23 protein-coding genes, 1 pseudogene and 1 riboswitch are annotated in these 22778 nt (G+C 70.9%); of the genes and pseudogenes, 13 read left to right on the top strand and 11 right to left on the bottom strand.

Annotated features, from left to right (window positions below; genetic code table 11):
- Positions 1 to 50: 50 nt before the first annotated feature.
- The gene (locus tag AB0L00_RS09755) at positions 51 to 869 is read right to left on the bottom strand and encodes an SAM-dependent chlorinase/fluorinase (protein WP_364430816.1); all 819 of its coding nucleotides are present in this window, start codon (positions 867 to 869) and stop codon (positions 51 to 53) included.
- 99 nt (positions 870 to 968) lie between these two features.
- Here AB0L00_RS09755 and AB0L00_RS09750 point away from each other — a divergent pair, with 99 nt between their 5' ends.
- The gene (locus tag AB0L00_RS09750) at positions 969 to 1268 is read left to right on the top strand and encodes a DUF3263 domain-containing protein (RefSeq protein WP_364430813.1); all 300 of its coding nucleotides are present in this window, start codon (positions 969 to 971) and stop codon (positions 1266 to 1268) included.
- A 158-nt stretch (positions 1269 to 1426) separates the two neighbouring features.
- Positions 1427 to 2239, top strand: coding sequence for a trehalose-phosphatase (gene otsB, locus AB0L00_RS09745; protein WP_364430810.1), 813 nt, complete (start codon positions 1427 to 1429; stop codon positions 2237 to 2239).
- A 21-nt stretch (positions 2240 to 2260) separates the two neighbouring features.
- Here otsB and AB0L00_RS09740 read toward each other — a convergent pair whose 3' ends face one another.
- Both AB0L00_RS09740 and AB0L00_RS09735 read right to left on the bottom strand, forming a co-directional pair.
- Positions 2261 to 2800 (bottom strand): PadR family transcriptional regulator, encoded by a 540-nt coding sequence (locus AB0L00_RS09740; protein WP_345355315.1) that lies wholly within the window; start codon positions 2798 to 2800, stop codon positions 2261 to 2263.
- A gap of 44 nt (positions 2801 to 2844) precedes the next feature.
- Positions 2845 to 4743, bottom strand: a complete 1899-nt coding sequence (locus AB0L00_RS09735; protein ID WP_364431611.1) for a protein kinase — start codon at positions 4741 to 4743, stop codon at positions 2845 to 2847.
- A gap of 54 nt (positions 4744 to 4797) precedes the next feature.
- On the opposite strand from AB0L00_RS09735, the gene AB0L00_RS09730 reads away from it, so the two are divergent.
- A complete protein-coding gene (locus tag AB0L00_RS09730; RefSeq protein WP_345355312.1) occupies positions 4798 to 5364 on the top strand; it encodes an RNA polymerase sigma factor in 567 nt (188 codons plus the stop codon).
- 80 nt (positions 5365 to 5444) lie between these two features.
- On the opposite strand, the gene AB0L00_RS09725 is transcribed toward AB0L00_RS09730, so the two are convergent.
- Positions 5445 to 6875: a trehalose-6-phosphate synthase gene (locus tag AB0L00_RS09725; protein WP_364430808.1), complete on the bottom strand. Its 1431-nt coding sequence runs from the start codon at positions 6873 to 6875 to the stop codon at positions 5445 to 5447.
- Positions 6876 to 7140: 265 nt separating this feature from the next.
- Positions 7141 to 7306: riboswitch (SAM riboswitch) on the top strand.
- A gap of 15 nt (positions 7307 to 7321) precedes the next feature.
- Here AB0L00_RS09725 and thrC point away from each other — a divergent pair.
- The 4 genes from thrC (at position 7322) to groL (ending at position 11622) form a co-directional block, all read left to right on the top strand.
- Positions 7322 to 8566 carry a threonine synthase gene (thrC, locus tag AB0L00_RS09720; RefSeq protein WP_364430806.1) on the top strand — a complete coding sequence of 415 codons (1245 nt, stop codon included), beginning with the start codon at positions 7322 to 7324 and terminating at the stop codon, positions 8564 to 8566.
- Positions 8563 to 8841 (top strand): MoaD/ThiS family protein, encoded by a 279-nt coding sequence (locus AB0L00_RS09715; protein ID WP_364430803.1) that lies wholly within the window; start codon positions 8563 to 8565, stop codon positions 8839 to 8841. The genes thrC and AB0L00_RS09715 overlap by 4 nt, the downstream gene beginning before the upstream one ends.
- A 486-nt stretch (positions 8842 to 9327) precedes the next feature.
- Positions 9328 to 9528, top strand: a complete 201-nt coding sequence (locus AB0L00_RS09710; protein WP_252778085.1) for a cold-shock protein — start codon at positions 9328 to 9330, stop codon at positions 9526 to 9528.
- A gap of 462 nt (positions 9529 to 9990) precedes the next feature.
- The gene (groL, locus tag AB0L00_RS09705; protein WP_364430801.1) at positions 9991 to 11622 is read left to right on the top strand and encodes a chaperonin GroEL; all 1632 of its coding nucleotides are present in this window, start codon (positions 9991 to 9993) and stop codon (positions 11620 to 11622) included.
- A gap of 131 nt (positions 11623 to 11753) precedes the next feature.
- Here groL and AB0L00_RS09700 read toward each other — a convergent pair whose 3' ends face one another.
- Positions 11754 to 12215 (bottom strand): pyridoxamine 5'-phosphate oxidase family protein, encoded by a 462-nt coding sequence (locus tag AB0L00_RS09700; RefSeq protein ID WP_364430799.1) that lies wholly within the window; start codon positions 12213 to 12215, stop codon positions 11754 to 11756.
- Between the two features lie 75 nt (positions 12216 to 12290).
- Complete coding sequence (locus AB0L00_RS09695) at positions 12291 to 12608, bottom strand: HXXEE domain-containing protein (RefSeq protein ID WP_364430797.1); 318 nt, start codon at positions 12606 to 12608, stop codon at positions 12291 to 12293.
- 256 nt (positions 12609 to 12864) lie between these two features.
- Here AB0L00_RS09695 and AB0L00_RS09690 point away from each other — a divergent pair, with 256 nt between their 5' ends.
- Both AB0L00_RS09690 and AB0L00_RS09685 read left to right on the top strand, forming a co-directional pair.
- The gene (locus tag AB0L00_RS09690; protein WP_364430795.1) at positions 12865 to 13437 is read left to right on the top strand and encodes a TetR/AcrR family transcriptional regulator; all 573 of its coding nucleotides are present in this window, start codon (positions 12865 to 12867) and stop codon (positions 13435 to 13437) included.
- A 35-nt stretch (positions 13438 to 13472) separates the two neighbouring features.
- Positions 13473 to 14063 carry a phospholipid scramblase-related protein gene (locus tag AB0L00_RS09685; protein WP_364430792.1) on the top strand — a complete coding sequence of 197 codons (591 nt, stop codon included), beginning with the start codon at positions 13473 to 13475 and terminating at the stop codon, positions 14061 to 14063.
- A gap of 73 nt (positions 14064 to 14136) precedes the next feature.
- Here the strand turns inward: AB0L00_RS09685 and AB0L00_RS09680 are convergent, their stop codons facing one another.
- Positions 14137 to 14259, bottom strand: coding sequence for a hypothetical protein (locus AB0L00_RS09680; RefSeq protein ID WP_364430789.1), 123 nt, complete (start codon positions 14257 to 14259; stop codon positions 14137 to 14139).
- A 113-nt stretch (positions 14260 to 14372) separates the two neighbouring features.
- Between AB0L00_RS09680 and AB0L00_RS09675 the strand changes: the two genes are divergently transcribed.
- Positions 14373 to 15302 (top strand): EamA family transporter, encoded by a 930-nt coding sequence (locus AB0L00_RS09675; RefSeq protein ID WP_364430786.1) that lies wholly within the window; start codon positions 14373 to 14375, stop codon positions 15300 to 15302.
- 220 nt (positions 15303 to 15522) lie between these two features.
- Positions 15523 to 15744 carry a hypothetical protein gene (locus AB0L00_RS09670; RefSeq protein WP_364430783.1) on the top strand — a complete coding sequence of 74 codons (222 nt, stop codon included), beginning with the start codon at positions 15523 to 15525 and terminating at the stop codon, positions 15742 to 15744.
- A 74-nt stretch (positions 15745 to 15818) separates the two neighbouring features.
- Here AB0L00_RS09670 and AB0L00_RS09665 read toward each other — a convergent pair whose 3' ends face one another.
- From AB0L00_RS09665 to AB0L00_RS09655, 3 genes are all read right to left on the bottom strand, one after another.
- Positions 15819 to 17471: a DNA repair helicase XPB gene (locus tag AB0L00_RS09665; protein WP_364430780.1), complete on the bottom strand. Its 1653-nt coding sequence runs from the start codon at positions 17469 to 17471 to the stop codon at positions 15819 to 15821.
- Between the two features lie 74 nt (positions 17472 to 17545).
- Positions 17546 to 18010 (bottom strand): hypothetical protein, encoded by a 465-nt coding sequence (locus AB0L00_RS09660; RefSeq protein WP_364430777.1) that lies wholly within the window; start codon positions 18008 to 18010, stop codon positions 17546 to 17548.
- A gap of 75 nt (positions 18011 to 18085) precedes the next feature.
- Positions 18086 to 18532, bottom strand: a complete 447-nt coding sequence (locus tag AB0L00_RS09655) for a hypothetical protein (protein ID WP_364430774.1) — start codon at positions 18530 to 18532, stop codon at positions 18086 to 18088.
- A 25-nt stretch (positions 18533 to 18557) separates the two neighbouring features.
- On the opposite strand from AB0L00_RS09655, the pseudogene AB0L00_RS09650 reads away from it, so the two are divergent.
- Together AB0L00_RS09650 and AB0L00_RS09645 are read left to right on the top strand one after the other, a co-directional pair.
- A pseudogene (locus AB0L00_RS09650) lies at positions 18558 to 19758 on the top strand (transposase).
- A gap of 195 nt (positions 19759 to 19953) precedes the next feature.
- Positions 19954 to 20391, top strand: a complete 438-nt coding sequence (locus AB0L00_RS09645) for a pyridoxamine 5'-phosphate oxidase family protein (protein WP_364430771.1) — start codon at positions 19954 to 19956, stop codon at positions 20389 to 20391.
- Between the two features lie 25 nt (positions 20392 to 20416).
- On the opposite strand, the gene AB0L00_RS09640 is transcribed toward AB0L00_RS09645, so the two are convergent.
- Positions 20417 to 22753, bottom strand: coding sequence for a helicase-associated domain-containing protein (locus tag AB0L00_RS09640; RefSeq protein ID WP_364430769.1), 2337 nt, complete (start codon positions 22751 to 22753; stop codon positions 20417 to 20419).
- Between the last annotated feature and the right edge of the window lie 25 nt (positions 22754 to 22778).

Raw genomic sequence — 22778 nt, 5'->3', positions numbered from 1 at the left:
GCGGAGATCATGCCGCATTCGGACCTGCGGACTTGACGTTTCCTTGGGGTTCAGTACGTCGAGGTGAGCGCGGCGGCGACGCGGACGTGCGCTCCCGGTGGCAGACCCAGGCGCTGCGCCGCGTTTCCGGAGTTCACCGCGAGCGCCAGGCAGCCCGCCGAGTCGACGTAGGCGACCAGCTCGCCGGGAGGCACGGCGCCGAACGTCTCGCGGTACGGCACCGTGAGCGTCCGGCGCCCGAGCACGATGCCCAAGGGCACGCCGATGACCGCGCCGATCCGGCGCAGGTCATCGGCGGTCACGGAGAGCTGCACGTTGCCGAACCGGTCCACGGTCAGCACCTCGCCGTCGACCGTGCCCTCCTGGACGCGGCGGGTCGGCCGGGGCAGCGTCACGAGGTCGGCGACGTCGAACTCCTCCCCGACGGCCGCGATGTCCAGGCCCGCCGCCAGGTGCGCCGCCACCGGCGCGAAGATGTCGCGGCCGTGGAACGTCGCCGACAGGGGCTCCAGCCACAGCGTGCGGTTGGTCAGCTCGAAGGCGCGCGCGCCGCTGTCGGGGACGCACCAGGACAACACGCCGTTGTCCGGCCCCACGAAGATCCGGCCGCCGCCGGCCACCGCGACGGCCCGCCGCGTCGTGCCGACACCGGGATCGACGACCGCGACGTGCACGCCCTCGGGGAGGTACGGCACCGTCTGGGCGAGGATGGCGGCCCCGCGTCGCACGTCGGCGGGCGGGACCAGGTGGCTGATGTCGATGACGCGGGCGGCCGGGGCGATCCGCGCGATCACCCCGTGACAGGCCGCCACGAACCCGTCCTCCAGCCCGTAGTCGGTCAGCAGCGATACGCAATTGGTGGGCGCCACGCTTGCAGACTACGTCGAGGCCCGTCCCGGCGAACACCGCGAACAAGTCGCCGATCACGCGTAGCATGACAGCCCCCCGACCCGTGAAGAGGGGACCTGATGCAACCGGCGAATGCCCGGGGCGATGGCCCTGACAAGGAAGACGACGGCCGCCTGGACGAGCGCGACCGCAACATCCTCGACTTCGAACGACAGTGGTGGAAGCACCCCGGCGCCAAGGAGCAGGCGATCCGGGAGCTGTTCGACATGTCGTCGACCCGCTACTACCAGATCCTGGGCCGGCTGATCGACCGCCCCGAGGCGCTCGAGCACGACCCGATGCTGGTGAAACGGCTGCGTCGTCAGCGGTCCGCCCGCCAGCGCCAGCGGGCGGCGCGTAGGCTCGGTATCCGAACCTGACGCCTACTCAGGAGGCCCCCCGTGAGCGAGCGGAGCGAGTGAGCCGATGAGCACAGCATCTCTGGTCACTCCGCCGACGAAGGAGGCCCCGTGAGGAGCGGAGCGAGTGAGCCGATGAGCACAGCACCTCTGGTCACTCCGCCGACGAAGGAGGCCACATGACCGTGGCGGTGGAGTCGCAGACGGACGCTGGAGCCGGTGGGCTGGACGCGATCCGCGCCCGCCCGCGGGAGGCCCTGATCGGCTTCGACTTCGACGGGACGCTGTCGCCGATCGTCGACGACCCGGCCGCCGCGCGGGCCCATCCGGGCGTCGTGCCGGCGTTGCGCCGGCTGGCGCCGCTCGTCGGTACGGTCGCGGTCATCACCGGCCGTCCCGCCGCGACCGCCGTCGAGGTCGGCGGGTTCGCCGACCTCCAGGGCCTGGTCGTCCTCGGCCAGTACGGCCGGGAGCGCTGGGAGAACGGCGTCCTGCAGGCTCCGGAGCCGCCGCCGGGGGTCGCGGAGGTCCGCGCCAAGCTTCCCCGGATCCTGGCGAACGCCCCCGAGGGCGTCGCCATCGAGGACAAGGGGCTCGCGCTGGCCGTGCACACCCGGCGTGCCGCCGAGCCGCAGGTCGCCCTCGAACGCCTGCGAAGCCTCCTCGAGGCGCTCGCCGAGCGCACCGGCCTCGTCGTCGAGCCGGGCCGGTTCGTGCTCGAGCTGCGGCCGCCGGGCATGGACAAGGGCGCGGCGCTGCGCGGGCTGGCCGCCGAGCGCGGCGCGTCGGCGGTGCTGTTCGCCGGCGACGACCTCGGCGACCTCGCGGCGTACGACGCGATCGACGCACTGCGCAAGGAGGGCACTCCCGGCGTGAAGGTGTGCAGCTCCTCGGACGAGGTGACCGCGCTGGCCGAGCGCGCGGACGTCATCGTCGACGGCCCGGCCGGCGTGGTCGGGCTCGTCGAGAGCCTCGCCGCCGAGCTGGCCTGACGCGCGCCTCGCGGCGGCGGGTCAGTCGTCGTCGGCGAGGATGCCGTACAGGCGGCGCCGGGCGTCGTTGATGACGTCGAGGGCCCGTTCGCGCTGTTCCTCGTTGCCCGCGTGCATGACCTGCCGGAGCGCCATCATCAGCTGGCCCGTCGCGGAGTGGACGTGGGTGGCGGCCGCGCCGGCGTCCTCGGTGATCTCCGCCCACGGCGGCGTCCGCCCGGCGGCGGCCGCGGTCTCGGCACGGCCGGCGTCCGTCAGCGCGAACAGCCGCTTACCGGACGACTCCTGTCCGGAGATGAGCCCTTCGTCCTCCAGAAGCTGCAGCGTCGGGTACACCGAGCCGGGGCTGGGCCGCCAGATCCCGCCGGTCCGGCTCTCCAGCTCCTGGATCATCTCGTAGCCGTGCATCGGGCGTTCGGCCAGCAGCGCGAGGATGGCGGCCCGTACGTTGCCGCGCTTCGTACGGCGCCCACCGCGCCCACCACGACCGCGCGGGCCGAACGCCGGCCCCCAGTCGCCGAACGCCGCGCGCTCCTCCCGGTGTGTTGATCCTCTGCGCATGACCTCTCTCCGCCGATATGTCGAACGATATATCGTACGGCGGGTCAGCCCTTGGCCTGGATGCTGTCCAGGATCTTCCGGGTGATGTCCGGCGAGCCGGCCAGCTTCACCCGGACCCACATCGCGTACCGTCCGTTCTTGTCCTTCAGGCCGACCTCGTTGATGGTGATCGAGCCGCACCGCCACGGGTTGATCTGGCCGACCAGCGTGCCGTGCTTGTACGGCTGCGCGGCGCCCGGCGTGCACTTGGCCCGGTGGCTGCCCAGGGCGCGCGGCGGCAGGGTGACGTTCAGGTCGTGGGTGAGCCCGGCGAAGACGCCCGGCGTCGGGACGTCGTCCTTGACGAACTGGGCGTAGTCGGGGGTCGCGCGCAGCGCGGGCGCCTTCGCGCGGTCCGAGACGGTGACCGGCCAGGTGGTGTGCTCGGTCTGCAGCTTCCAGTCCGCGGGTACGCGGATGCTCAGCCGGCCCGTCACGTCGGTAACGGTGACGAGGCCGTCCCCGGGCTTGGGATCCGGCGAGGAGCCCGTCAGCTTGCTGATGGCGAAGGCGCCCCCGCCCCCCACGACCAGCACCGCGGCCAGGCCGGCCACGACCAGCAGCCGCTTGCGGTTCGGTTCCCCGGACGAGCCGCCGTCCGTATCACCGGGCCGGCGCGGCCCGGATCCGGACGGGTCCGGGGGACGGTGGCCTCCGGCGTCGCGCCGGTCGCGCGGCCGCTCGACGCGCAGGTCCACCACGGTCTCGTTGCCGCCTACCGAGGGAGGCGGTGTCCGGATCGTCGCGTCGCGGGTGTTGTCGTACGGCGGCGCCGAGCCCGGATCGTCGCCGAGCGAGGGGACCCGGAGCGTACGGCTCGACGGCCCGTCGTCGGGGCCGCCCGGCCCTGTCGGATCGCCTGATCCCGCCGGACCGCCCGGCCCTGTCGGACCGCCCGGCGCCGTCGGACCGCCCGGCGCCGTCGGACCGCCCGGCCCCGTCGGATCGTCCGGGATCGGGAAGACCCGCAAGGTCCGGCCGGAGCCCTCGTCACCGGTCCGATCCGCCGGCCCCGCGTCCTGCGGGCCGTCCGAGGGCCACGCGCCCGACCCGGGGTCCGCCATCGTCGCCTCGTCCGCCCTGGCGGGAGCGTCCCGCAGGGTCGCGTCGTCGGCGACGGACATCAGCGGAACGCTCAGCGCGGCCGCGAACGCCTCCGCGGACGGCCAGCGACGCTCCCGGTCGCCTTCGAGCGCCCGCATCACGATCTCGTCGAGGGTCGGGGGCAGGCCGCGCCGCGCCGCGCTGGGCGGTGACTGCACCGGCGCGGGGCCCGGCGGGTCCCCGGTGAGCAGGTGATACGTCAGCGCGCCCAGACCGTACACGTCGGCGCGGACGTCGAGGCCGCCGCCGAACCGCGCCTGCTCCGGGGACATGTACCCCGGCGTGCCGACCGGCATCGTGAACGCGCCGGAGGCGTGCGCGAGCGCCTTGGCGAGCCCGAGGTCGGCGATGAGCAGACGTTCGCCGCCGTCGGTCGTCGACTGGAACAGGATGTTCGACGGTTTCAGGTCACGGTGGATGACACCGAGCCGGTTGATCACCTCGACGCCGTGGGCGATCTCGATGGCGAGCCGCAGCGTCTCGGCGACCGAGAGCTCCCGCTCCCGCATCCGGTCGGCGAGCGTACCCCGGTCGGCGTACGACATGACGAAGTACGGCCGGCGGTCCTCGAGCTCGCCGATGTCATGGACCCGCACCAGGCGTTCGGAGTCGGCGCGGCGCAGGATCCGGGCTTCTTCCAGGAACCGGTTGCGTACGTCAAGGTCGTCGATGAGACCTCCGGCCAGCACTTTGATGGCCACCGGGGCGTCGAGCAACTCGTCGTGGGCGAGCCACACGGAGGCGAATGCCCCGGATCCGAGGACACGATCGATTCGGTAACGACCGACGGCTGAAGGCATGGACACCCCCGTATCATGCCCAAAGCCGGGCGATATCGAGGGCGAGGCGGGGTCATGGCGTACGACGAGCGGACCGAGGAACTGGCGACGCGTGCTGCGGGAGGTGACCGGAACGCGTTGAACGAACTGCTCCGCGTGATCGAGCCGGACGTTCTGCGGCACTGCTCCCGGTTCCTGCCCTGCCGCCAGGATGCCGAGGAGGCCTGCCAGGACGCCCTCATGCAGGTCGCCCGCAACATCGGCCGGTTCGAAGGGCGGTCGCGGTTCAGCACGTGGCTGCACGTGGTCGTGGCCAACTCCGCGCGCTCGACGTACCGGTCGCTCAAGCGCCGCTCGGTCGAGCAGGCGGGGGAGCTGCCCCAACAGCGCCCGGACCCGCATCGTACGAGCGTCATCGCCGGCTCGCGCGTCGACATCCTCGACGCGATGGAGGACCTGGAGCGGCGCAAGCCCGACCTGATCGAGGCCCTGGTGCTGCGCGACGTGTCCCAGCTGGAGTACAGCGAGATCGCCCAGCAGCTCAACCTGCCGCTCGGCACGGTGAAGTCGCGCATCCACGAGGCCCGCAAACAGTTCCGGCAGGCGCTCGGCAACGACTACGGATCAGCCGCCCAGTCCTGATCGACGAGGCGGGCCGGCGCTCGCGACGGCGGACGCCGATGGTTTCGGCGTCCGCCCGGCGCGGCGGATCGGCGGCGCGTCTACGGTCGGCGGTCCAGGGCGTCGAGCTGGGCGGCGAACCAGCGCTGCGGCGGCAGGGCCGTCGCGGCGGCGGTCAGCCGGGCGCAGCGCTCGGCGCGCTCGGCGCGCGGCATGAGCAGTGCCTGGTTCAGGGCCTCCGCCGTCTGTGACACGTCGAACGGGTTGATCATCAACGCGTCCTCGTCGAGTTCGGCGGCGGCGCCCGCCGCGCGGGACAGCACCAGGGCACAGCCGTCCTCGGACAGCACCGGCCCCTCCTTGGCGACGAGGTTCATGCCGTCCCGGATCGGGTTCACGAGCAGGACGTCCGCCAGGCCGTACGCCGCGAGCGAGCGCGGATAGTCGTCGTTGACCTGGAGGATCAGCGGCTCCCAGCCCGCGTCGCCGAACTCGTCGGAGATCTCGGCCGCCATCCGCTGCACGGCGGCGGTGTACTCGCGGTACTCCGGCAGGTCGTGCCGCGAGGGGTAGGCGAAGGCCAGGTGCACGACCCGGCCGTGCCACTCCGGATGCTTGGCCAGCAGTTCCCGGTAGGCCGCGAGCCCCCGCACGATGTTCTTGGACAGCTCGGTGCGGTCGATCCGCACGATCAGCTTGCGATCGCCGACCTGCTCGCGCAGGGCCTGTCTGCGGGCCCGCACGTCGGATTCGGCGGCGCGGGCGCGCAGCGACACGCCGTCGACGCCGAGCCCGTGCACGCCGACCCGGGTGACGCGCCCGGCGTGGACGACCGTACGGGCGACGCGGTCGACCTTCGCCCGCAGCACGGAGGCGCAGCAGTCGATGAACGCGTCGGCCCAGTGCTCGGCGTGGAAACCGGCGTGGTCGGCGCCGAGGACGCCCTCGAGCACCTGGCGGCCGATGTCGTCGGGCAGCAGGCAGTAATACTCCGGGGGCGCCCACGGCGTGTGCGAGAAGTGCGCGATCTTCAGGTCGGGGCGGCGCTCCCGCAGCATGCCCGGGGCGAGCGTCAGGTGGTAGTCCTGGATCGCCACCTTCGCGCCGGGCCGGGCGTCCCGGGCGAGCGCGTCGGCGAACGCCGCGTTGTACGCCTCGTACGACTGCCAATCCCGCCGGGAGCGCGCGTCGAAGTGCGGGCTGTTCGGGGTGTCGTACAGCATGTGGTGGACGAACCACAGCGTCGAGTTGGCGACGGCGTTGTACGCGCGGTGGAAGGTGCCGGCCGGGATGTCCAGCATGCGGACCGCGCCGGCGCCGTACTCGTCCAGCCGCCCGTCCTCCGCCCGGCGGACCGCGGCGCGGTCGGCGTCCGACAGCGCCGCGCAGATCCACAGGATGTCCCCGTCCAGGCCGGCCATGGCCGAGACCAGACCGCCGCCGCCGCGCCGGACCGAGAGCGTGCCGTCGTCGGCGAGCTTGAAGGAGACGGGTCCGCGGTTGGACGCGACCAGGACCTGCGAGTCATCCATGTGGGGAGCGTAACCGGAGGACGTGAACGGGGGGCGAGGAAGGTCCAGTGGTCGGACACTTCGGGATGACATTCCACACAGGTCCCACTCCGGGCCGCCCGGGCATGTCACCCCGCTGAATCCGCACGTGGACAGGGCCTGTCGACGACGCGCCCCCGGACGGGAGCGGGCCGGAACCGGCCGCGCCGGCGTCTCGGGACCTGAGACGCGCTTGGCGGAGAACCGGTCGGTCACGTATACAAGTCGTCGGACGACAACTTAATAACGCTCATCCAGAGGGGTGGAGGGACCGGCCCGTTGAAGCCCCGGCAACCCTCCCGGACATGCGGTTCACAGCGTGCGACGACGCGTCGCCGACTCGCCCCAGCGAGGCCGCCCGGGACAGGTGCCAACTCCGGCTCGTGACCAAGGTGGCACGGGAAAGATGAGGAGAAAGGCCTCGCTTCATGTCGCAGACCGCCGCCCGAAACCTCGGCCCCGCGACCGCATTGACGTGCCGTGAATGCGGACAGTCCTACGATCTGGGCCCTCGCTACGCCTGTGAGCTGTGTTTCGGCCCCCTTGAGGTCTCCTACGACCACACCGGCGTGACCCGGGAGCAGATCGAGTCCGGGCCGCGCAACATCTGGCGTTACCGGGGCCTGCTGCCGGTTCCGTCGAACGTCATCGACACGCCGAACACCGAGCCCGGCTTCACCCGCCTCGTACGCGCCGACAACCTCGCCGAGTCGCTGGGCCTGCGGTCGCTGTGGGTCAAGGACGACAGCGGCAACCCCACCCACTCCTTCAAGGACCGCGTGGTGGCGGTCGCGCTCGCCGCCGCCCGTGAGCTGGGTTTCAAGGTGCTGGCCTGCCCGTCCACCGGTAACCTCGCCAACGCGGTCGCGGCCGCGGCGGCGCGCGCCGGCATCCGCAGCGCCGTCTTCGTGCCCTCCGACCTCGAGAGCCAGAAGATCATCACGACGGCGGTGTACGGCGGGACGTTCGTCACCGTCGACGGCAACTACGACGACGTCAACCGGCTGGCCTCCGAGCTCGCCGGTGAGCAGGAGGACTGGGCGTTCGTCAACGTGAACGTGCGGCCGTACTACGCCGAGGGTTCCAAGACCATCGGGTACGAGATCGCCGAGCAGCTCGGCTGGCGGCTGCCCGAGCAGATCGTGGTCCCGGTCGCGTCCGGCTCGCAGCTCACGAAGATCGACAAGGCGTTCCAGGAGTTCATCAAGCTCGGCCTGGTCGAGGACCGGCCGTACAAGATCTTCGGCGCCCAGGCGACCGGCTGCTCGCCCGTCTCGGCCGCGTTCAAGGCCGGCCACGACGTCGTGCAGCCCGTCAAGCCCTCGACCATCGCCAAGTCCCTCGCGATCGGCAACCCGGCCGACGGGCCGTACGTCCTCGACGCCGTGCGCCGCACCGGAGGGGCCGTCGAGGACGTCTCGGACGAAGAGGTCGTCGACAGCATCGGCCTGCTCGCCCGCACCGAGGGCATCTTCGGGGAGACGGCGGGCGGCGTGACGCTGGGCGCGCTGCGCAAGTTGCTGTCGGCCGGTGTGCTCGACCCCGACGCCGAGACGGTGTTCATCAACTCCGGTGACGGCCTCAAGACCCTGGACGCGGTGGCCCCGGTCGCCAAGCCGTCCGCGAACATCGCCCCGACCCTCGAGGCATTCCGAAAGGCAGGTCTGGCGTGAGCTCGATCAGTGTCCGCATCCCGACGATCCTGCGCAGCTACACGGGCGGCGAGGCCGAGGTGAAGGCGACGGGATCGACCGTGCGCGAGGTCGTCGCCGACCTGGAGGCCAACTACTCCGGCATCGCCGCCCGCATCCTCGACGACAACGGCAGGATCCGGCGGTTCGTCAACGTGTACGTGGGTGAGGAGGACGTGCGGTTCGCCGACGGCCTCGACACGGCCACGCCCGACGGCGCCCAGATCTCCATCATCCCGGCCGTCGCCGGCGGCTGATCCGCTGAACCTACGGCTGAACCGCGGAGTTCGCGGCTGATCCGCTGATCCGCCGAACCTGCGGCCGTCGTCCCGGGCGGGCGACGGCGCTCACGGGTGACACCCCGTGAGCGAGACTCCCCGCGATCCCCGGTGTTCACCGAGTCCATCGACTCGGCGAGCACCGGGGATCATGCGTTGGGCCGCCGAAATGTCGGACTCGAGGTGGTCTGCTCCACGCTCCTGAGCGGGAATTGCGTTTTCCTTATCCGGATTTTTGGACATCGACGGTTAGTTCCGGTTCGGGGATCCCGACTTTTGACCAGCATCGGCCGCCCGCACTTCTGGGGTAAAGGCTGTTCCACGGACGGTAGCCGTGTGTAGGGTCGGCGATGGCCGCCGCAGCCGAGTCGGCGGGCGATCGACGGGTTCCGCAGTGGTCCGCGGGCTCGAATCAGTAACCGTGGCCATTGGTCGCGGGAATTGCCCGGGTGGGAGTTGTTTGGAATGGCGCAAGGCACCGTCAAATGGTTCAACGCGGACAAAGGCTACGGCTTCATCGCGGTCGACGGTGGCAGGGATGTGTTCGTGCACTACTCGGCCATCGTCGCGGATGGCTACCGCAGCCTCGAGCAGGGGCAGCGGGTCGAGTTCGAGATCACGCAGAGCGACCGCGGGCCGCAGGCGGACGCGGTTCGGGCGCTCTAAGTCCCATAGCCTGACGGAGGCCCGGCGCTTCGGCGCCGGGCCTCCGGCCGTGGAGCGCGCTCCGGCGACCGCCGCCCCGCCGCGTGCCTTCGGGCGCACGCCCGCGCCGCTGGATCGTCCCCGGCTCGCCGGGATCGTCCCTCCGGCCGCCTGGGCCATCCCTTCGCCCCTCGTCCGGCGCGCGTCCTCCCCGTACGACCACCGCCTCCTCACCTTGGCCTATACGGTGAAGCCGCATTGGCGAGATGTTCACCCTGGTGAGGGTCGACTCCGCTTGCACTCTCAGGGGGAGAGTGCTAAACAAGCGGTTGGCACTCTAGTATTGAGAGTGCCAACCAAGTGATCGAGGCGATGAGGCCTCGCATCCGGCGACGGAATGGAAGTCGTCGGGTGGGGCCGTCCGTCGCGGGCGTCGACTCGATCCGCGTGAAAGCCACCCCGTTCCGGGAGGATCTGGAGCCTATGGCTGCAAAGATGATCGCGTTCGACGAGGACGCGCGGCGCGGCCTCGAGCGCGGCATGAACCAGCTTGCCGACGCCGTGAAGGTGACCCTCGGTCCCAAGGGCCGCAACGTCGTTCTGGAGAAGAAGTGGGGCGCTCCCACGATCACCAACGACGGTGTCTCCATCGCCAAGGAGATCGAGCTCGAGGACCCGTGGGAGAAGATCGGGGCCGAGCTCGTCAAAGAGGTCGCGAAGAAGACCGACGACGTAGCCGGTGACGGCACGACGACGGCGACCGTGCTGGCCCAGGCGCTGGTCCGTGAGGGCCTTCGCAACGTCGCCGCCGGCGCCAACCCGATGTCCCTGAAGCGGGGCATCGAGTCGGCGGTGGAGCGCGTCAGCGAGCAGCTGTCCCACATCGCGAAGGACGTCGAGACCAAGGAGCAGATCGCCTCCACGGCCTCGATCTCCGCCGGCGACACCTCGATCGGCGAGATGATCGCCGAGGCGATGGACAAGGTCGGCAAGGAAGGCGTCATCACGGTCGAGGAGAGCCAGACCTTCGGTCTGGAGCTCGAGCTGACCGAGGGCATGCGCTTCGACAAGGGCTACATCTCGCACTACTTCGTGACGGACCCGGAGCGTATGGAGGCCGTCTTCGACGACCCGTACATCCTGATCGTCAGCTCGAAGATCTCGGCGAACAAGGACCTGGTTCCGATTCTGGAGCAGGTCATGCAGGCCGGCAAGCCGCTGGTCATCATCGCCGAGGACGTCGAGGGCGAGGCCCTGGCGACCCTGGTCGTCAACAAGATCCGCGGTGTCTTCAAGTCCGTCGCCGTCAAGGCCCCGGGCTTCGGCGACCGCCGCAAGGCCATGCTGCAGGACATCGCGATCCTGACCGGTGGCCAGGTCATCAGCGAGGACATCGGCCTCAAGCTGGAGAACACCACGCTGGACATGCTCGGCCAGGCCAAGCGCATCGTGGTGACCAAGGACGAGACCACCGTCATCGATGGCGCCGGCAACCCCGACGACATCTCTGGTCGCGTCAACGAGATCCGCGCGGAGATCGAGAACTCCGACTCCGACTACGACCGCGAGAAGCTCCAGGAGCGTCTCGCCAAGCTGGCCGGCGGCGTGGCCGTCATCAAGGCCGGCGCGGCGACCGAGGTCGAGCTGAAGGAGCGCAAGCACCGCATCGAGGACGCCGTTCGCAACGCGAAGGCCGCCGTCGAGGAGGGCATCGTCCCTGGCGGTGGCGTGGCGCTGCTGCAGGCGAGCGTCCGGGCGTTCGAGAAGACCGACCTTGAGGGCGACGAGGCGACCGGTGCGCAGATCGTGCGCCGTGCGCTGGAGGAGCCGCTGAAGCAGATCGCGGTGAACGCCGGCCTCGAGGGCGGCGTCGTGGCGGAGAAGGTTCGCAACCTCGAGCCGGGCTTCGGCCTGAACGCCGCGACCGGCGAGTACGTCAACATGTTCGACTCGGGCATCATCGACCCGGCGAAGGTGACGCGCTCGGCGCTGCAGAACGCCGCGTCCATCGCGGCGCTGTTCCTCACCACCGAGGCGGTCATCGCCGAGAAGCCGGAGAAGGAGAAGGCTCCGGCCGGCGCTCCCGACGGTGGCATGGGCGGCATGGACTTCTGAGTCCACTCGCTTAAGGGGCGGTTCCCGGTGCTGGAACCGCCCCTTTCGCATGCCCGGGGCTCAGCCGCCGCCTCGTGGCAGACATCGCCCGCGATCAGCGTTTCAGGAGGCGCGTCGGCGAGGGACGGCCGTTATTCCAGCCACATCCCGTCGCGCATGATGACTCTTCCGCGTAGTTCTGGCTCGCCGCGCCAAGCGCGCACAGTCCTCGGGACCACGCGTACATACAGAAAGGATCCCTCTTCCACGCGTGGATCCCACCCGAACTTGTCGGCGAACGCCTCCGCTGCGCCTCCGGGCACCTCCTGGTCCGGGAAGCATTCCGCCTCACCCTGGAGGAGCACCACGTCGAAGGTGTCCGGTAGCGACAGGCGCACGCGCGGCTCTTTGCGGACGTTTCGCGCAGTCACGGAAGTGGCGCCGGTGCACATCCACACTGCTCGCCCATCCCACAAGAACCACAGCGGCACCTGGTGCGGCCCGTGATCGGGGTGAGCCGTCGACACCCATACATCCCGTTCGGTAACGAGCCGCTCCAGAGCGTCGCGCATACGCTCCGCCGTCGGGCGACGAACGATTCCTGTGGTCTCCATGCGGACCGACCCTAGCCAAGCAGGCGCGAAGCGCGCCTGAGGCGCAGGACCTACTCCCAGCGACCGATGAACCCCTCAGCTTTTGGCTCGGGGCGACCAACTTCGGTGCTCAGGGTGGCCAGCGGAAGTCGCCGCCCGGGCGGCGGCCACGGCGAGGGGAGCGCAGGCCAGCACGCCGAGCGCCACGGGCACGGTGCGGCGCAGGCCGCGCCGGGTGACCGCGCCCTCCCGTACCGCGCCGCGCAGCACCGCGAGGCCGATCGGCAGGTTGAGTCCGACCGCGGTGACGAGGCCAGGGGCATAGCCGCGCGCGGCGACGGCCGCGGGGACATGCGGAAGCGCCACGTTGAGCAGCATGACCCCGGCCATCCCGGCCGGCAGGTACGCTTCCACGGGGTGGGGCGGCCGGTCGTACCGACGGCGACGGCCGCCATCCCGAGCCCGGAGATCACCGCCATGAGCCCATTGAGCGAGGCCTGATCGAGCCGGCCCGCGGCCCCGGGAAATCGGCGCATCGTCAGCGCCTCCTCTGCGTTGTGCAGGGCGAACGCGCCCGCCAGCGCCCACGACCACCGTCTCCACCCGGCCACCGCCGCCTCCTTAACGAAACCGTGAGTAGCGTAAAGGGTTGCTGGCATAATACGCAACCGTGAGTATCGGAAGGCCGCGTGACGCAGCGCGTGACCGCGCGATCCTGGCGGCGACGCTCGACCTGCTGGCGGAGGCCGGGTACCCCGCCCTCCGGATCGACGACGTCGCGCGCCGGGCCGGAGTGGCCAAGACGACCATCTACCGGCGCTGGCCGTCCAAGGGGGAGATGGTCCTCGACGCCATCGCCGCACAACTGGGGGACCGGTCGATCGAGGAGACCGGCGACCCCCTACACGACCTTCGCCGGCTGCTCGAGGTCACGTACGAGCGACTGGCCGAGACCGTCGCCGGCCGGGCGCTCCCGGCCCTCGCCGCCGAGATCATGGGGGATCCGGGCTTCGCGGAGGAGTACCGCCGCCGGTTCGTCCACCCGCTCCGGGAGCGCGCGCGAGCGCTGATCGGCCGGGCGATCGACCAGGGCCTGCTGCGGAGCGACGTCGACCCGAACCTCCTCATGGACGCGGTGGCGGGTCCGTCCCTGTACCGGCCGATCGCCTTGGGCGTCCCGGCCACCGCCGCGTCGGCCTCCGCCGTCTTCGACCTGGTGATCCACGGAGCGCGGAATCATTAGGACATCGGTCGGATCAAGGTCGTAAGCTTCCGGCCGTGGATCTCTTCAACTCCCCCGTCCTGCTCGTCGAGCAGCCCAAGAAGGTCTTCGCCGTCGAGTCCCGGTACACGGTCTTCAACGGCCAGGGCCAACCGGTCGCCACGGTGGGGGAGCCCAACCTTTCCGGTGGCAAGAAGGCCATGCGCTTCATGTTCTCGGAGTACTCGGGCAACACCCGGCACACCCTGCACGTCGTACGGCCCGACGGCATGCCGATGCTGATCATCGACAAGCCCTTCGCCCTGGTGACGCCCAAGGTGCAGATCAGCTGGCCGAACGGCGTGCCCATCGGCGCGATCCAGTGCCACTTCGGCCTCCGGCCGCGGTTCACGCTGCTCGACCCGCAGGACCGCCAGCTCGGCGAGATCCGCGGCGACTTCTTCGCCTGGGACTTCACGATCACCGACTGGCAGGGCGTCGAGGTCGCCCGGGTGAACAAGCAGTGGGAGGGGCTGGCCGCCGCCTGGTTCACGACGGCCGACCGCTACGCGGTCCAGATCCCGTACCAGCTCCCGGACCCGCTACGCAGCCTGGTCATCTCGACGGCCATCACCATCGACGTGGTGCTGAGGGAGAACAAGAAGTAGCCGGCACCACCTGATCCCTGGCGAACGCTGCCGATAGAGCGCAGCGATCGCCAGTGATCTGCGCAGTTCCGGCTCAGGCGACGATGCCGAAGTCGGCGATGATCCGGAGCCTCCCACCGAGCGCCTCGACGTAGGAGCGCAGCGTGGCGACCTCGACCTTGTTCATGTCGCCGGGTTCGGAGCCGGACTCGTTCACGACGCCGTGATCACAGTCGGGTAACCCGCCGGTTCGGTTGACTTATCCCGGCGTACAGCGTCAATTTCCTCGTCTTCACTCCGGAGCGGCGACTTTATCGTCAGAATCCTCCCATGATCATGCGGAAAGCCGTCACGTGGTCGTATTTCGTGGGTTCCGCGCTGTCCAGCTACCTTGGTCCGGCGCTCACGACGGTGATCTTCGTGCGGCTCGCTCCCGCCGGCACTGCGGCGCTCCGCATCTGGACCGGCGCTCTCGTGTTGGCGGTGTGGAGGCGGCCGTGGCGGACTCTCAGGGACGCCGGCCCGGTCGGCCGTCGCATGATCCTGGCGTGGGGTGCCGTCCTCGCTCTGCTCAATATCGCCTTCTATCAGGCGATCGCCATCCTGCCGCTGGGCACCGTGGCCGCGATCGAGTTCCTCCCGGTGATCGGTCTGGCGACCTTCGGCGCCCGCACACCGCGAAACCTCGCCGCGGTGCTCGCCGTCGCCGTGGGCGTCGTGGTGTTGACCGACGCACGGCTGGCCGGAGCGCCGCTCGGGTTCCTCTTCGCCTTCGCCGACGCGCTGATGTTCGCGCTCTACATCGTGGTCGCCCACCGGGCCGCGCGGCATCTGCCCGGGCGGCTTGGAGGCATCGACGGGCTGGCGGCGGCGATGCTGGTCGCCTGCGTGGTCACCGTGCCGTTCGCGGCACGGGACGTCGTGCCGGCGCTCGCCGGCCCGCGATCTCTCGCCGCCGCGATCGGTGTCGGTGTCGCCTCGGTGCTGCCGTACGTCTGCGACCAGATGGCGATGGCCCGGATGGCGCGGTCGACCTACGCCCTGCTGCTCTCGCTGCTGCCGGCGACGGCCACGGTGGTCGGCGTGGTGGTGCTGCGGCAGTTGCCCTCGCTCTCCGAGATCATTGGCCTGACGGCCGTCGTGCTCGGTGTCGCTGTGCACGAGCACGGCCCGGATGCCGAGATGTCATCCGAGGAACCGGCGACGGTCGAGGAGGCCGATCCCGCCGCGCCCGCTTCGGCCGACCTGGTCGGTTCATAGCCGCAAGTCCGGGTCTCGGAGTCGATGAGGCCACCGGCCGGAAGGTTCGACCAGTGCCCGTCGTGGTCAAGGGCGCGGCGGGGACCAGGGGACGAGGTTCTTCGGGGAGGGCGTGACGGGCGACCGCCACGCCCCAGCTCAGGCGACGATGCAGGAGTCGTCGCCGAAGTCGGCGATGATCCGGAGCCTCCCGCCGAGCGCCTCGACGTAGGAGCGCAGCGTGGCGACCTCGACCTTGTTCATGTCGCCGTGCTCGATCGCGGACACGCGCGACCTTGGGCGGCGACGTGGCCTCGCCAAGAGCGGCGGCGCGGTGATCGGTGGCGCCGCGATCGCCGGCGGCTCCGTCTTCTGGGGGTCGGGCTACTGGTTCGGGCTCTGCGACGACGGCACCTACGACTGCGCGCACAACAACAAGCTGTACGCCTTCTCGGTGCTGTGACCACGGTGCTGTGACCACGGTGCTGTGACCACGGTGGGTCGGCTCCGGGCCCAGGGCCCGGAGCCGGCCCCCGCTCAGATGTCCTCGTCGCTGTGGACGGCGTCGGCGTCGACGATGCGGTAGGCGTAGCCCTGCTCGGCCAGGAAGCGCTGGCGGTGGGCGGCGTAGTCCTGGTCCAGCGTGTCGCGGGCGACGACGGAGTAGAACCGCGCGCCCTTGCCCGACGCCTTCGGGCGCAGGACGCGGCCGAGCCGCTGCGCCTCCTCCTGCCGTGACCCGAACGTCCCCGACACCTGGATGGCGACGGCGGCCTCGGGCAGGTCGATCGAGAAGTTCGCGACCTTGGAGACGATCAGGACCTGGAGCTCGCCGCTGCGGAACGCGTCGAACAGCCGCTCCCGCTCCTTGATCTTGGTCTCGCCCTTGATGACCGGGGCGTCGAGGCGCTCGCCGAGCTCGTCGAGCTGGTCGATGTACTGGCCGATGACGAGGAGCTGCTCGCCCCGGTGGCGGCCGACGAGGGCCTCCACGACCTCCGTCTTGGTCGCGGTGGTCGCGCAGAAGCGGTAGCGCTCCTCCTGCTCGGCGGTGGCGTAGGCGAGGCGCTCGGAGTCGGTGAGCGTGACGCGGACCTCGACGCAGTCGGCCGGGGCGATCCAGCCCTGCGCCTCCATCTCCTTCCACGGTGCGTCGTACCGCTTCGGGCCGATGAGGGAGAACACGTCGCCCTCCCGGCCGTCCTCGCGCACCAGCGTCGCCGTCAGCCCGAGGCGGCGGCGGGTCTGCAGGTCGGCGGTCATCCGGAAGATCGGCGCGGGCAGCAGGTGCACCTCGTCGTACAGGATCAGGCCCCAGTCGCGGGCGTCGAACAGCTCCAGGTGGGCGTAGACGCCCTTCCGGCGGGTGGTCAGGACCTGGTACGTCGCGATGGTGACCGGCCGGATCTCCTTCTTCGTGCCGCTGTACTCACCGATCTCGTCCTCGGTCAGCGAGGTGCGGCGCAGCAGCTCCTGCTTCCACTGGTGGGCCGAGACGGTGTTGGTGACGAGGATCAGCGTGGTCGCGGAGGCGTGCGCCATCGCGGCGGCGCCGACGATCGTCTTGCCCGCCCCGCAGGGCAGCACGACGACGCCCGAGCCGCCGTGCCAGAACGACTCGGCGGCGTCCCGCTGGTACGTCCGCAGCTCCCAGCCGTTCTCCTCCAGGCTGATCGCGTGTGCCTCGCCGTCGACGTACCCGGCGAGGTCCTCGGCGGGCCAGCCGAGCTTGAGCAGCGCCTGCTTGAGCGCGCCGCGCTCGCTGGGGTGCACGGCCACGCTGTCGTCGTCGACGCGCTCGCCGAACATCGACTTGAGCTTCTTGGCCCGCAGCACCTCTTCGAGCACCGCGCGGTCCGACGACACGAGCATGAGGCCGTGCGTCGGGTGCTTCTCCAGCCGCAGCCGGCCGTACCGGCCCATCGTGTCGGCGACGTCGACGAGCAGGGCGTGCGGCACCGGGTACCGCGCGTACGTGATGAGCGCGTCGATGACCTGCTCGGCGTCGTGACCCGCGGCGCGGGCGTTCCACAGCGCGAGCGGGGTGATCCGGTAGGTGTGGACGTGCTCGGGCGCGCGCTCGAGCTCGGCGAACGGCGCGATCGCCTTCCGGCAGGCGTTCGCCGCGTCGTGGTCGACCTCGAGCAGCAGGGTCTTGTCGGACTGGACGATCAGCGGGCCGTCGGTCACGTGATGCCTTTCTGGCGGTGGGGTCTCAGTGTCCAACAGCCGGAGACCCCGTGAGGCTTCCCACGCCCGATCGGTCAGTATGTGGCCGTGCTACCGCCCGTGTTGCTGAACGTGCCGATGGCGAACAGCACCACGATCAGGACGATCGCCAGGACGATGTTGATCCCGAAGCAGATCCACGACCACATGCTGAGCTGCTTGGCGGACTGCGGGTCGGTGTTGTTCCGGTTCATCGCCATGGCGGCGAGGATGATCCCGGGCAGCCAGGCGATGCCGCCGCAGCACAGCAGGGCGGAGACGATGTTGGCGACCAGCGCCCCGACCGCGCTCCCGTTCGAGCCGGCGGGCGGCGCTCCGGGCGGCCCGTAGTAGCCGTAACCCTGCTGCTGCCCGTACGTGTTCTGCTGCTGGGCGTACGGGTCCTGCCAGCCGGGCTGGGTGTTCTGCCACCCCTGTTGGCCCTGCTGACCGTAAGGGTCCTGGCCGTAGGGGTTCTGGCCGCTCTGGCCGTACTGCCCGTACGGGTCCTGCCATGTCACGGGGAGCCCCCCAGCTCGTAGGTCGAGGGATGTAATCGACACGCCAAGCATGGCGGATAAATACGACTCATCCGATCACCGTTTGGTTCCATCTTGCCGTGTTGAAGGCGAATTGCCGTTGACCCCGCCCGGTTCGACCAGGAAACGGCCCAGCACTAGGGCGGCGACCGGGACCCCGCACAGGGCCACGAAGACGCCCTGCGGGCCGTACGCCCGGGCGACCAGGCCGAACACCGGTGAGATCAGACCGCCGACACTGACCCCCAGGCCGAGGGTGACCCCGGCGGCCGTGCCGGGCCGCGTCGGCAGGTAGTCCTGGCCCAGCTTGACGAGCACCGCGAACGGGATGTTCAGCGCGACGCCGCTCAGCACCGCGAACAGCAGCGGGAAGGTGGCCCCGGGGACCAGGCGGAGACCCACCAGCGCGGGAAGGGCCACGACCCCGCCGAGCTGGACCGTGCGGACCAGGCCGATCCGGTCGGCGATGCGGCGTCCACCACCGGAAAACCTGCGGACGGTCACACGTTGACGTTATAGTTCACTAACTGTGACCAGCTGTGTGAAGCGTGCGTTCAAGTATCGCTTCTATCCGACCGATGCGCAGGCAGCGGAGCTGTCGCGTACGTTCGGTTGTGTGCGGAAGGTCTACAACCTGGCGCTGGCGGCCCGCAGCGAGGCCTGGAGGTCACGGCGGGAACATCTCGGTTACAACGCCACCTCGGCGATGCTGACGGCGTGGAAGAAGACCGAGGAGTTGGCGTTTCTCAATGAGGTGTCCTCGGTTCCGCTTCAGCAGGTGCTGCGGCATCTGCAGACCGCGTTCACGAGCTTTTTCGCCAAGCGGGCGAGGTATCCGCGTTTCAAGGCGAAGAAGAAGTCCCGCAAGTCTGCTGAGTACACCGCCAGCGGGTTTCGGTTCCGCGAAGGGAAACTCACCCTCGCCAAGATGACCGAGCCGCTGGACATCGTCTGGTCCCGGCCTCTCCCGGAGGGCGCGAAGCCTTCGACGGTGACGGTGTCTCAGGATTCGGCGGGACGCTGGTTCGTGTCCCTGCTGTGCGAAGACCCCGGCATCCAGCCGCTCCCGGGCAACCGCAATGCTGTCGGGGTGGATGCCGGGCTGAAGTATTTGCTGACGTTGTCCACCGGGGAAGGATCACCAATCCCCGGCATGAGCGTCGGGACCGCAAGCGCCTGGCTAAGGCACAGCGGGAGTTGTCCCGCAAGGCCAAGGGGGATGGGTCCAACCGGGCCAAGGGCCAGCGTAAGGTCGCCCGGATCCATGCGCGGATCGCCGACCGGCGCCGCGACACCCTGCACAAGCTCACCACTCGACTCGTCCGCGAAAACCAAGTGGTCGTGATCGAGGACCTGACCGTCCAGAACATGTTGAAGAACCACGCACTGGCCCGTGCCATCTCCGATGCCGCGTGGTCGCAGTTTCGCAACATGCTGACGTACAAAGCACAGTGGTATCGCCGCGAGGTGATCGTGGTCGACCGGCGGTTCCCCTCGTCCAAGCTGTGTTCGGTCTGCGGTGCCTTGACAGGCGCGATGTCTTTGGACGTCCGTACTTGGACGTGTGAGTGCGGTACGACTCATGATCGGGATGTGAACGCAGTCCAAGAACCTTCTGGCCGCCGGGCTGGCGGTGTCGGCCTGTGGAGCCGCGGTAAGACCTCGGGCGGGATTCCTCCCGGTCGGGGCTGTCGGCACTGAAGCAGGAAGCTCTACGGCGCGAGCCGTAGGAATCCCCCAGGTTCACGAGGGGGAGGAAGTCAACGAGGTGTTCCGGCACGCCTTCGGCGTCACCCCGGGCCGGTACGCGGGCGGCTAGGACGCCGGGCGGCGGACGAAGATCCACCGGACACGCCCGGGAACCCGCGCCGAATCTTTGCCGCCGCGGGCGTTGGCGATGGGCGCGGCGCGGCAAGGATCCCCGCGTGAGCCAGGTGATGAGCGTCGAGGAGCGCGAGGCGTTCCTGGCGGGCGTGCGGATCGGCGTGCTGAGCGTCACCGACGACGGCGGCGACCGCGGGCCGGTCACGATGCCCCTGTGGTACGCCTACCGGCCCGGTGGCGAGCTGTACTTCATCACCGGCGCGCACAGCCGCAAGGCCGAGTCGATCCGCGAGGCCGGCCGGGTCTCGCTGTGCGTGCACAACGACGACCCGCCCTACCGGTACGTCACCGTCGAGGGGCCGGTCACGGCCGTCGACGAGCCGGCCGGTGAGACCGAGCGCGCCGAACTGGCCCACCGTTACCTGGGCCAGGAGCTCGGCGACCGCTACCTGCGGAGCACCAGCGACGAGGGTCTCGCGCTCTTCCGGGTACGCCCGGAACACTGGTGCAGCGCCGACTTCGGCAAACGCTCGGAGTAACCGACCGCGAACAGCACCGACCCGCTCAGGACGACCCGTCGACCTCCGCGACGCCGGTGATGCGGTGCAGCGCGAACCGCTGGACGGCGGCCCGCGTCGCGTCGTACGCGGTGAGGAACCCGCCCTCCACCCGGGCCGGCTCGATGATGCGGCTGGACGCCTGGCCCTGCTGGTCGAGGTAGCCGATCCACACGCGTGCGCCCCGGTCCGCGGCCTGCCGTAGCTGCTTGACCATCGCCATGGCGGGGGAGCGCGGCGGCGCGCCGTCCGGGGCGGTGGTCCGGGAGGCGCGCTCGCCTGCCTGGAGCGCGCGTACGGCGGCCGTCACGACCGACTGGTCCGGGCCCGCGACGCTGATCTGGGAGTGGTGCGCCGGCTCGTACGTGCCGTGGGTCGTCTCGACGCGCCGCGCGTCGAGGCGGGTGATCACCACGGAGCCCTCCGGCGACTCGGCCACCGGCGCGTACCCCAGCGTGCGCAGCGAGTCCAGCAGCTCGCCCCGGGAGGCGCGCGAGGCCAGGACGGTCGGCGCGAGGCGGTGCAGCCGGAGCTGTTCCGACCGCCGGTCCGCGAGGATCTCGTCGAGCACGGCCGGGTCGTCGCAGCGGACGTACGCCGAGGCGACGCCGACCCGCAGCCGGCCGTGCCGCCGGGCGACGTCCTCGATGAGGTACGTCAGCGGCTGCGGCACGTCGGTCGCCGAATGCCGTTTCAGCAGGTCGATCAGCTCAGCCGCGCCACGGCCCGCGTCGAGGGACCGGCGTACGGACGTGGGCGTGAAGCGGTAGACGGTGGCGCCGCCGGTCGACTCGACGTCGGCGGCCAGTGCCAGCTCGCGGGCCAGGTCGCTGACGAGCGGGCCGGGGGCGACCGCCGTCAGGTCGGCCTGGATCAGCACGTGGTCGACCGGCTCGGGCAGCACCTTGGCCAGCACCTTGCCCGCGTCGGCGCCCGCCAGGAGGGCACGGGCGTGGCCGGACAGCGCGCCGAGCCCGGTGACGCCGAGCGTCTCCGCCTCGCGCAGCGTCCAGCCCACGAGGCGCTCGCGCAGCGTGCCGCCGCGCCGGGGCTGCTGCCAGGTGAGGTAGGCGAAGACCTCCCCGGCGTTCGGGGCCGTGCCCGGCTCCGCGTCGGACAGAGCGCCCAGCACCGACCGGCGCACCTGCGGCGCGCTCACCCGTACGGCCTCGTCGGACAGCGCGTTGATCAGCCGGTCGCGGTCGTCGCGCTCGCCCGCTAGGCCGGGCGCGCGGTCGGTCAGCAGCCAGGCGGCGGCCAGGTCGCTCCACCGGCGTTCGACGTCGCGCAGCCGCCACAGGTCGTACGCCTGGGTCGGCAGCCACCACGCGCCCGCGGGCCCGTCGTGGTCGCCGTCGCGGCCGAGCAGCCCGGCGGCGTACGCGACCTCGATCAGCAGCGCGGCCGTCCACTCCGGCACGTCCAGCCCGGTGGCCGTCGCGCGCAGGTCGCGGATGCCGAGGCCACCGCCGCGCAGCACGCCGGGCGGGTCGACGCCCCAGCGTTCGAGCAGCTCCTCGACGGTGCGCACGAAGGTGAACGCCTGGCCGCCGGCGGTCCGGTCGACCAGCCGGGCGGCGCGCGCGGTGCCGCCGAGCCGCGGCGGCGCCGTCCGCAGCTCGGTGAACACGCGGCCGCCCCGCAGGTGCAGGCCGACCTCGCGGGGCAGCGTCACCGTGCGGTCGTCGGTCGCGGCGAGCAGGCCGCGCGCGAGGAGGCGCTCGATGGGGGAGGCGGCCGTGGCGAGGGTCACGGGCCGGCGGGCGCCCTCGACCCGGCCGACCGGCGGTCCCCACGTGAGCCGGTCGAGGGCGGCCCGAGCCTCCGGGCCGGCGTCCTCGATCAGCGCGCCGACCCGGCCGGGGAGCTCGTCCACCGACTCCAGGCCGAGGCCGCCGAGCAGTTCGGCCAGCCGGTCGGACGGGTAGGCCGCGAAGGCCTCCCGGAGCGGCGGGCCCAGACCGGCCGGGTGCGGGATGACCTGCCGCCCGCCGGGCACCACCCGCAGCGCGTCGTCCTCGCCCCACACCAGGGCGAGGACGCGCAGCCGATCGACGGTCTCCCGGACCCAGGCGGCGTCGGACGGCCCGGCGGAGACGGCCGCCAGGAGATCGCCGTACGCGACGGGCGAGGGCAGGACCAGGAACGCCTCGAAGAGGTCGAGGGCGAGCCGGTCCAGGCGGTCGAGCGCCCGCGACACGGCGGATGCCGCGGAGGCCCGGGCCGCCAGCGCTCCCATGTCCGCGGGCACGGGCGTGATCAGCTCGGGACGGGCCGCGAACAGGGCGCGCAGATCCTCGTCGTCGCGCGCCCTGAGCCAGTCGGCGTAGGTGTCCGTGCTCACGACCACAACGGTATTCGCGGATGAC

It is taken from the genome of Actinoallomurus sp. NPDC052308 (assembly GCF_040679195.1).
GTDB classification, from domain to species: Bacteria; Actinomycetota; Actinomycetes; order Streptosporangiales; family Streptosporangiaceae; genus Actinoallomurus; species Actinoallomurus liliacearum.
Note: the sequence above shows the minus strand (reverse complement) of the source record. Positions and strands in the feature narration are given on the sequence as shown.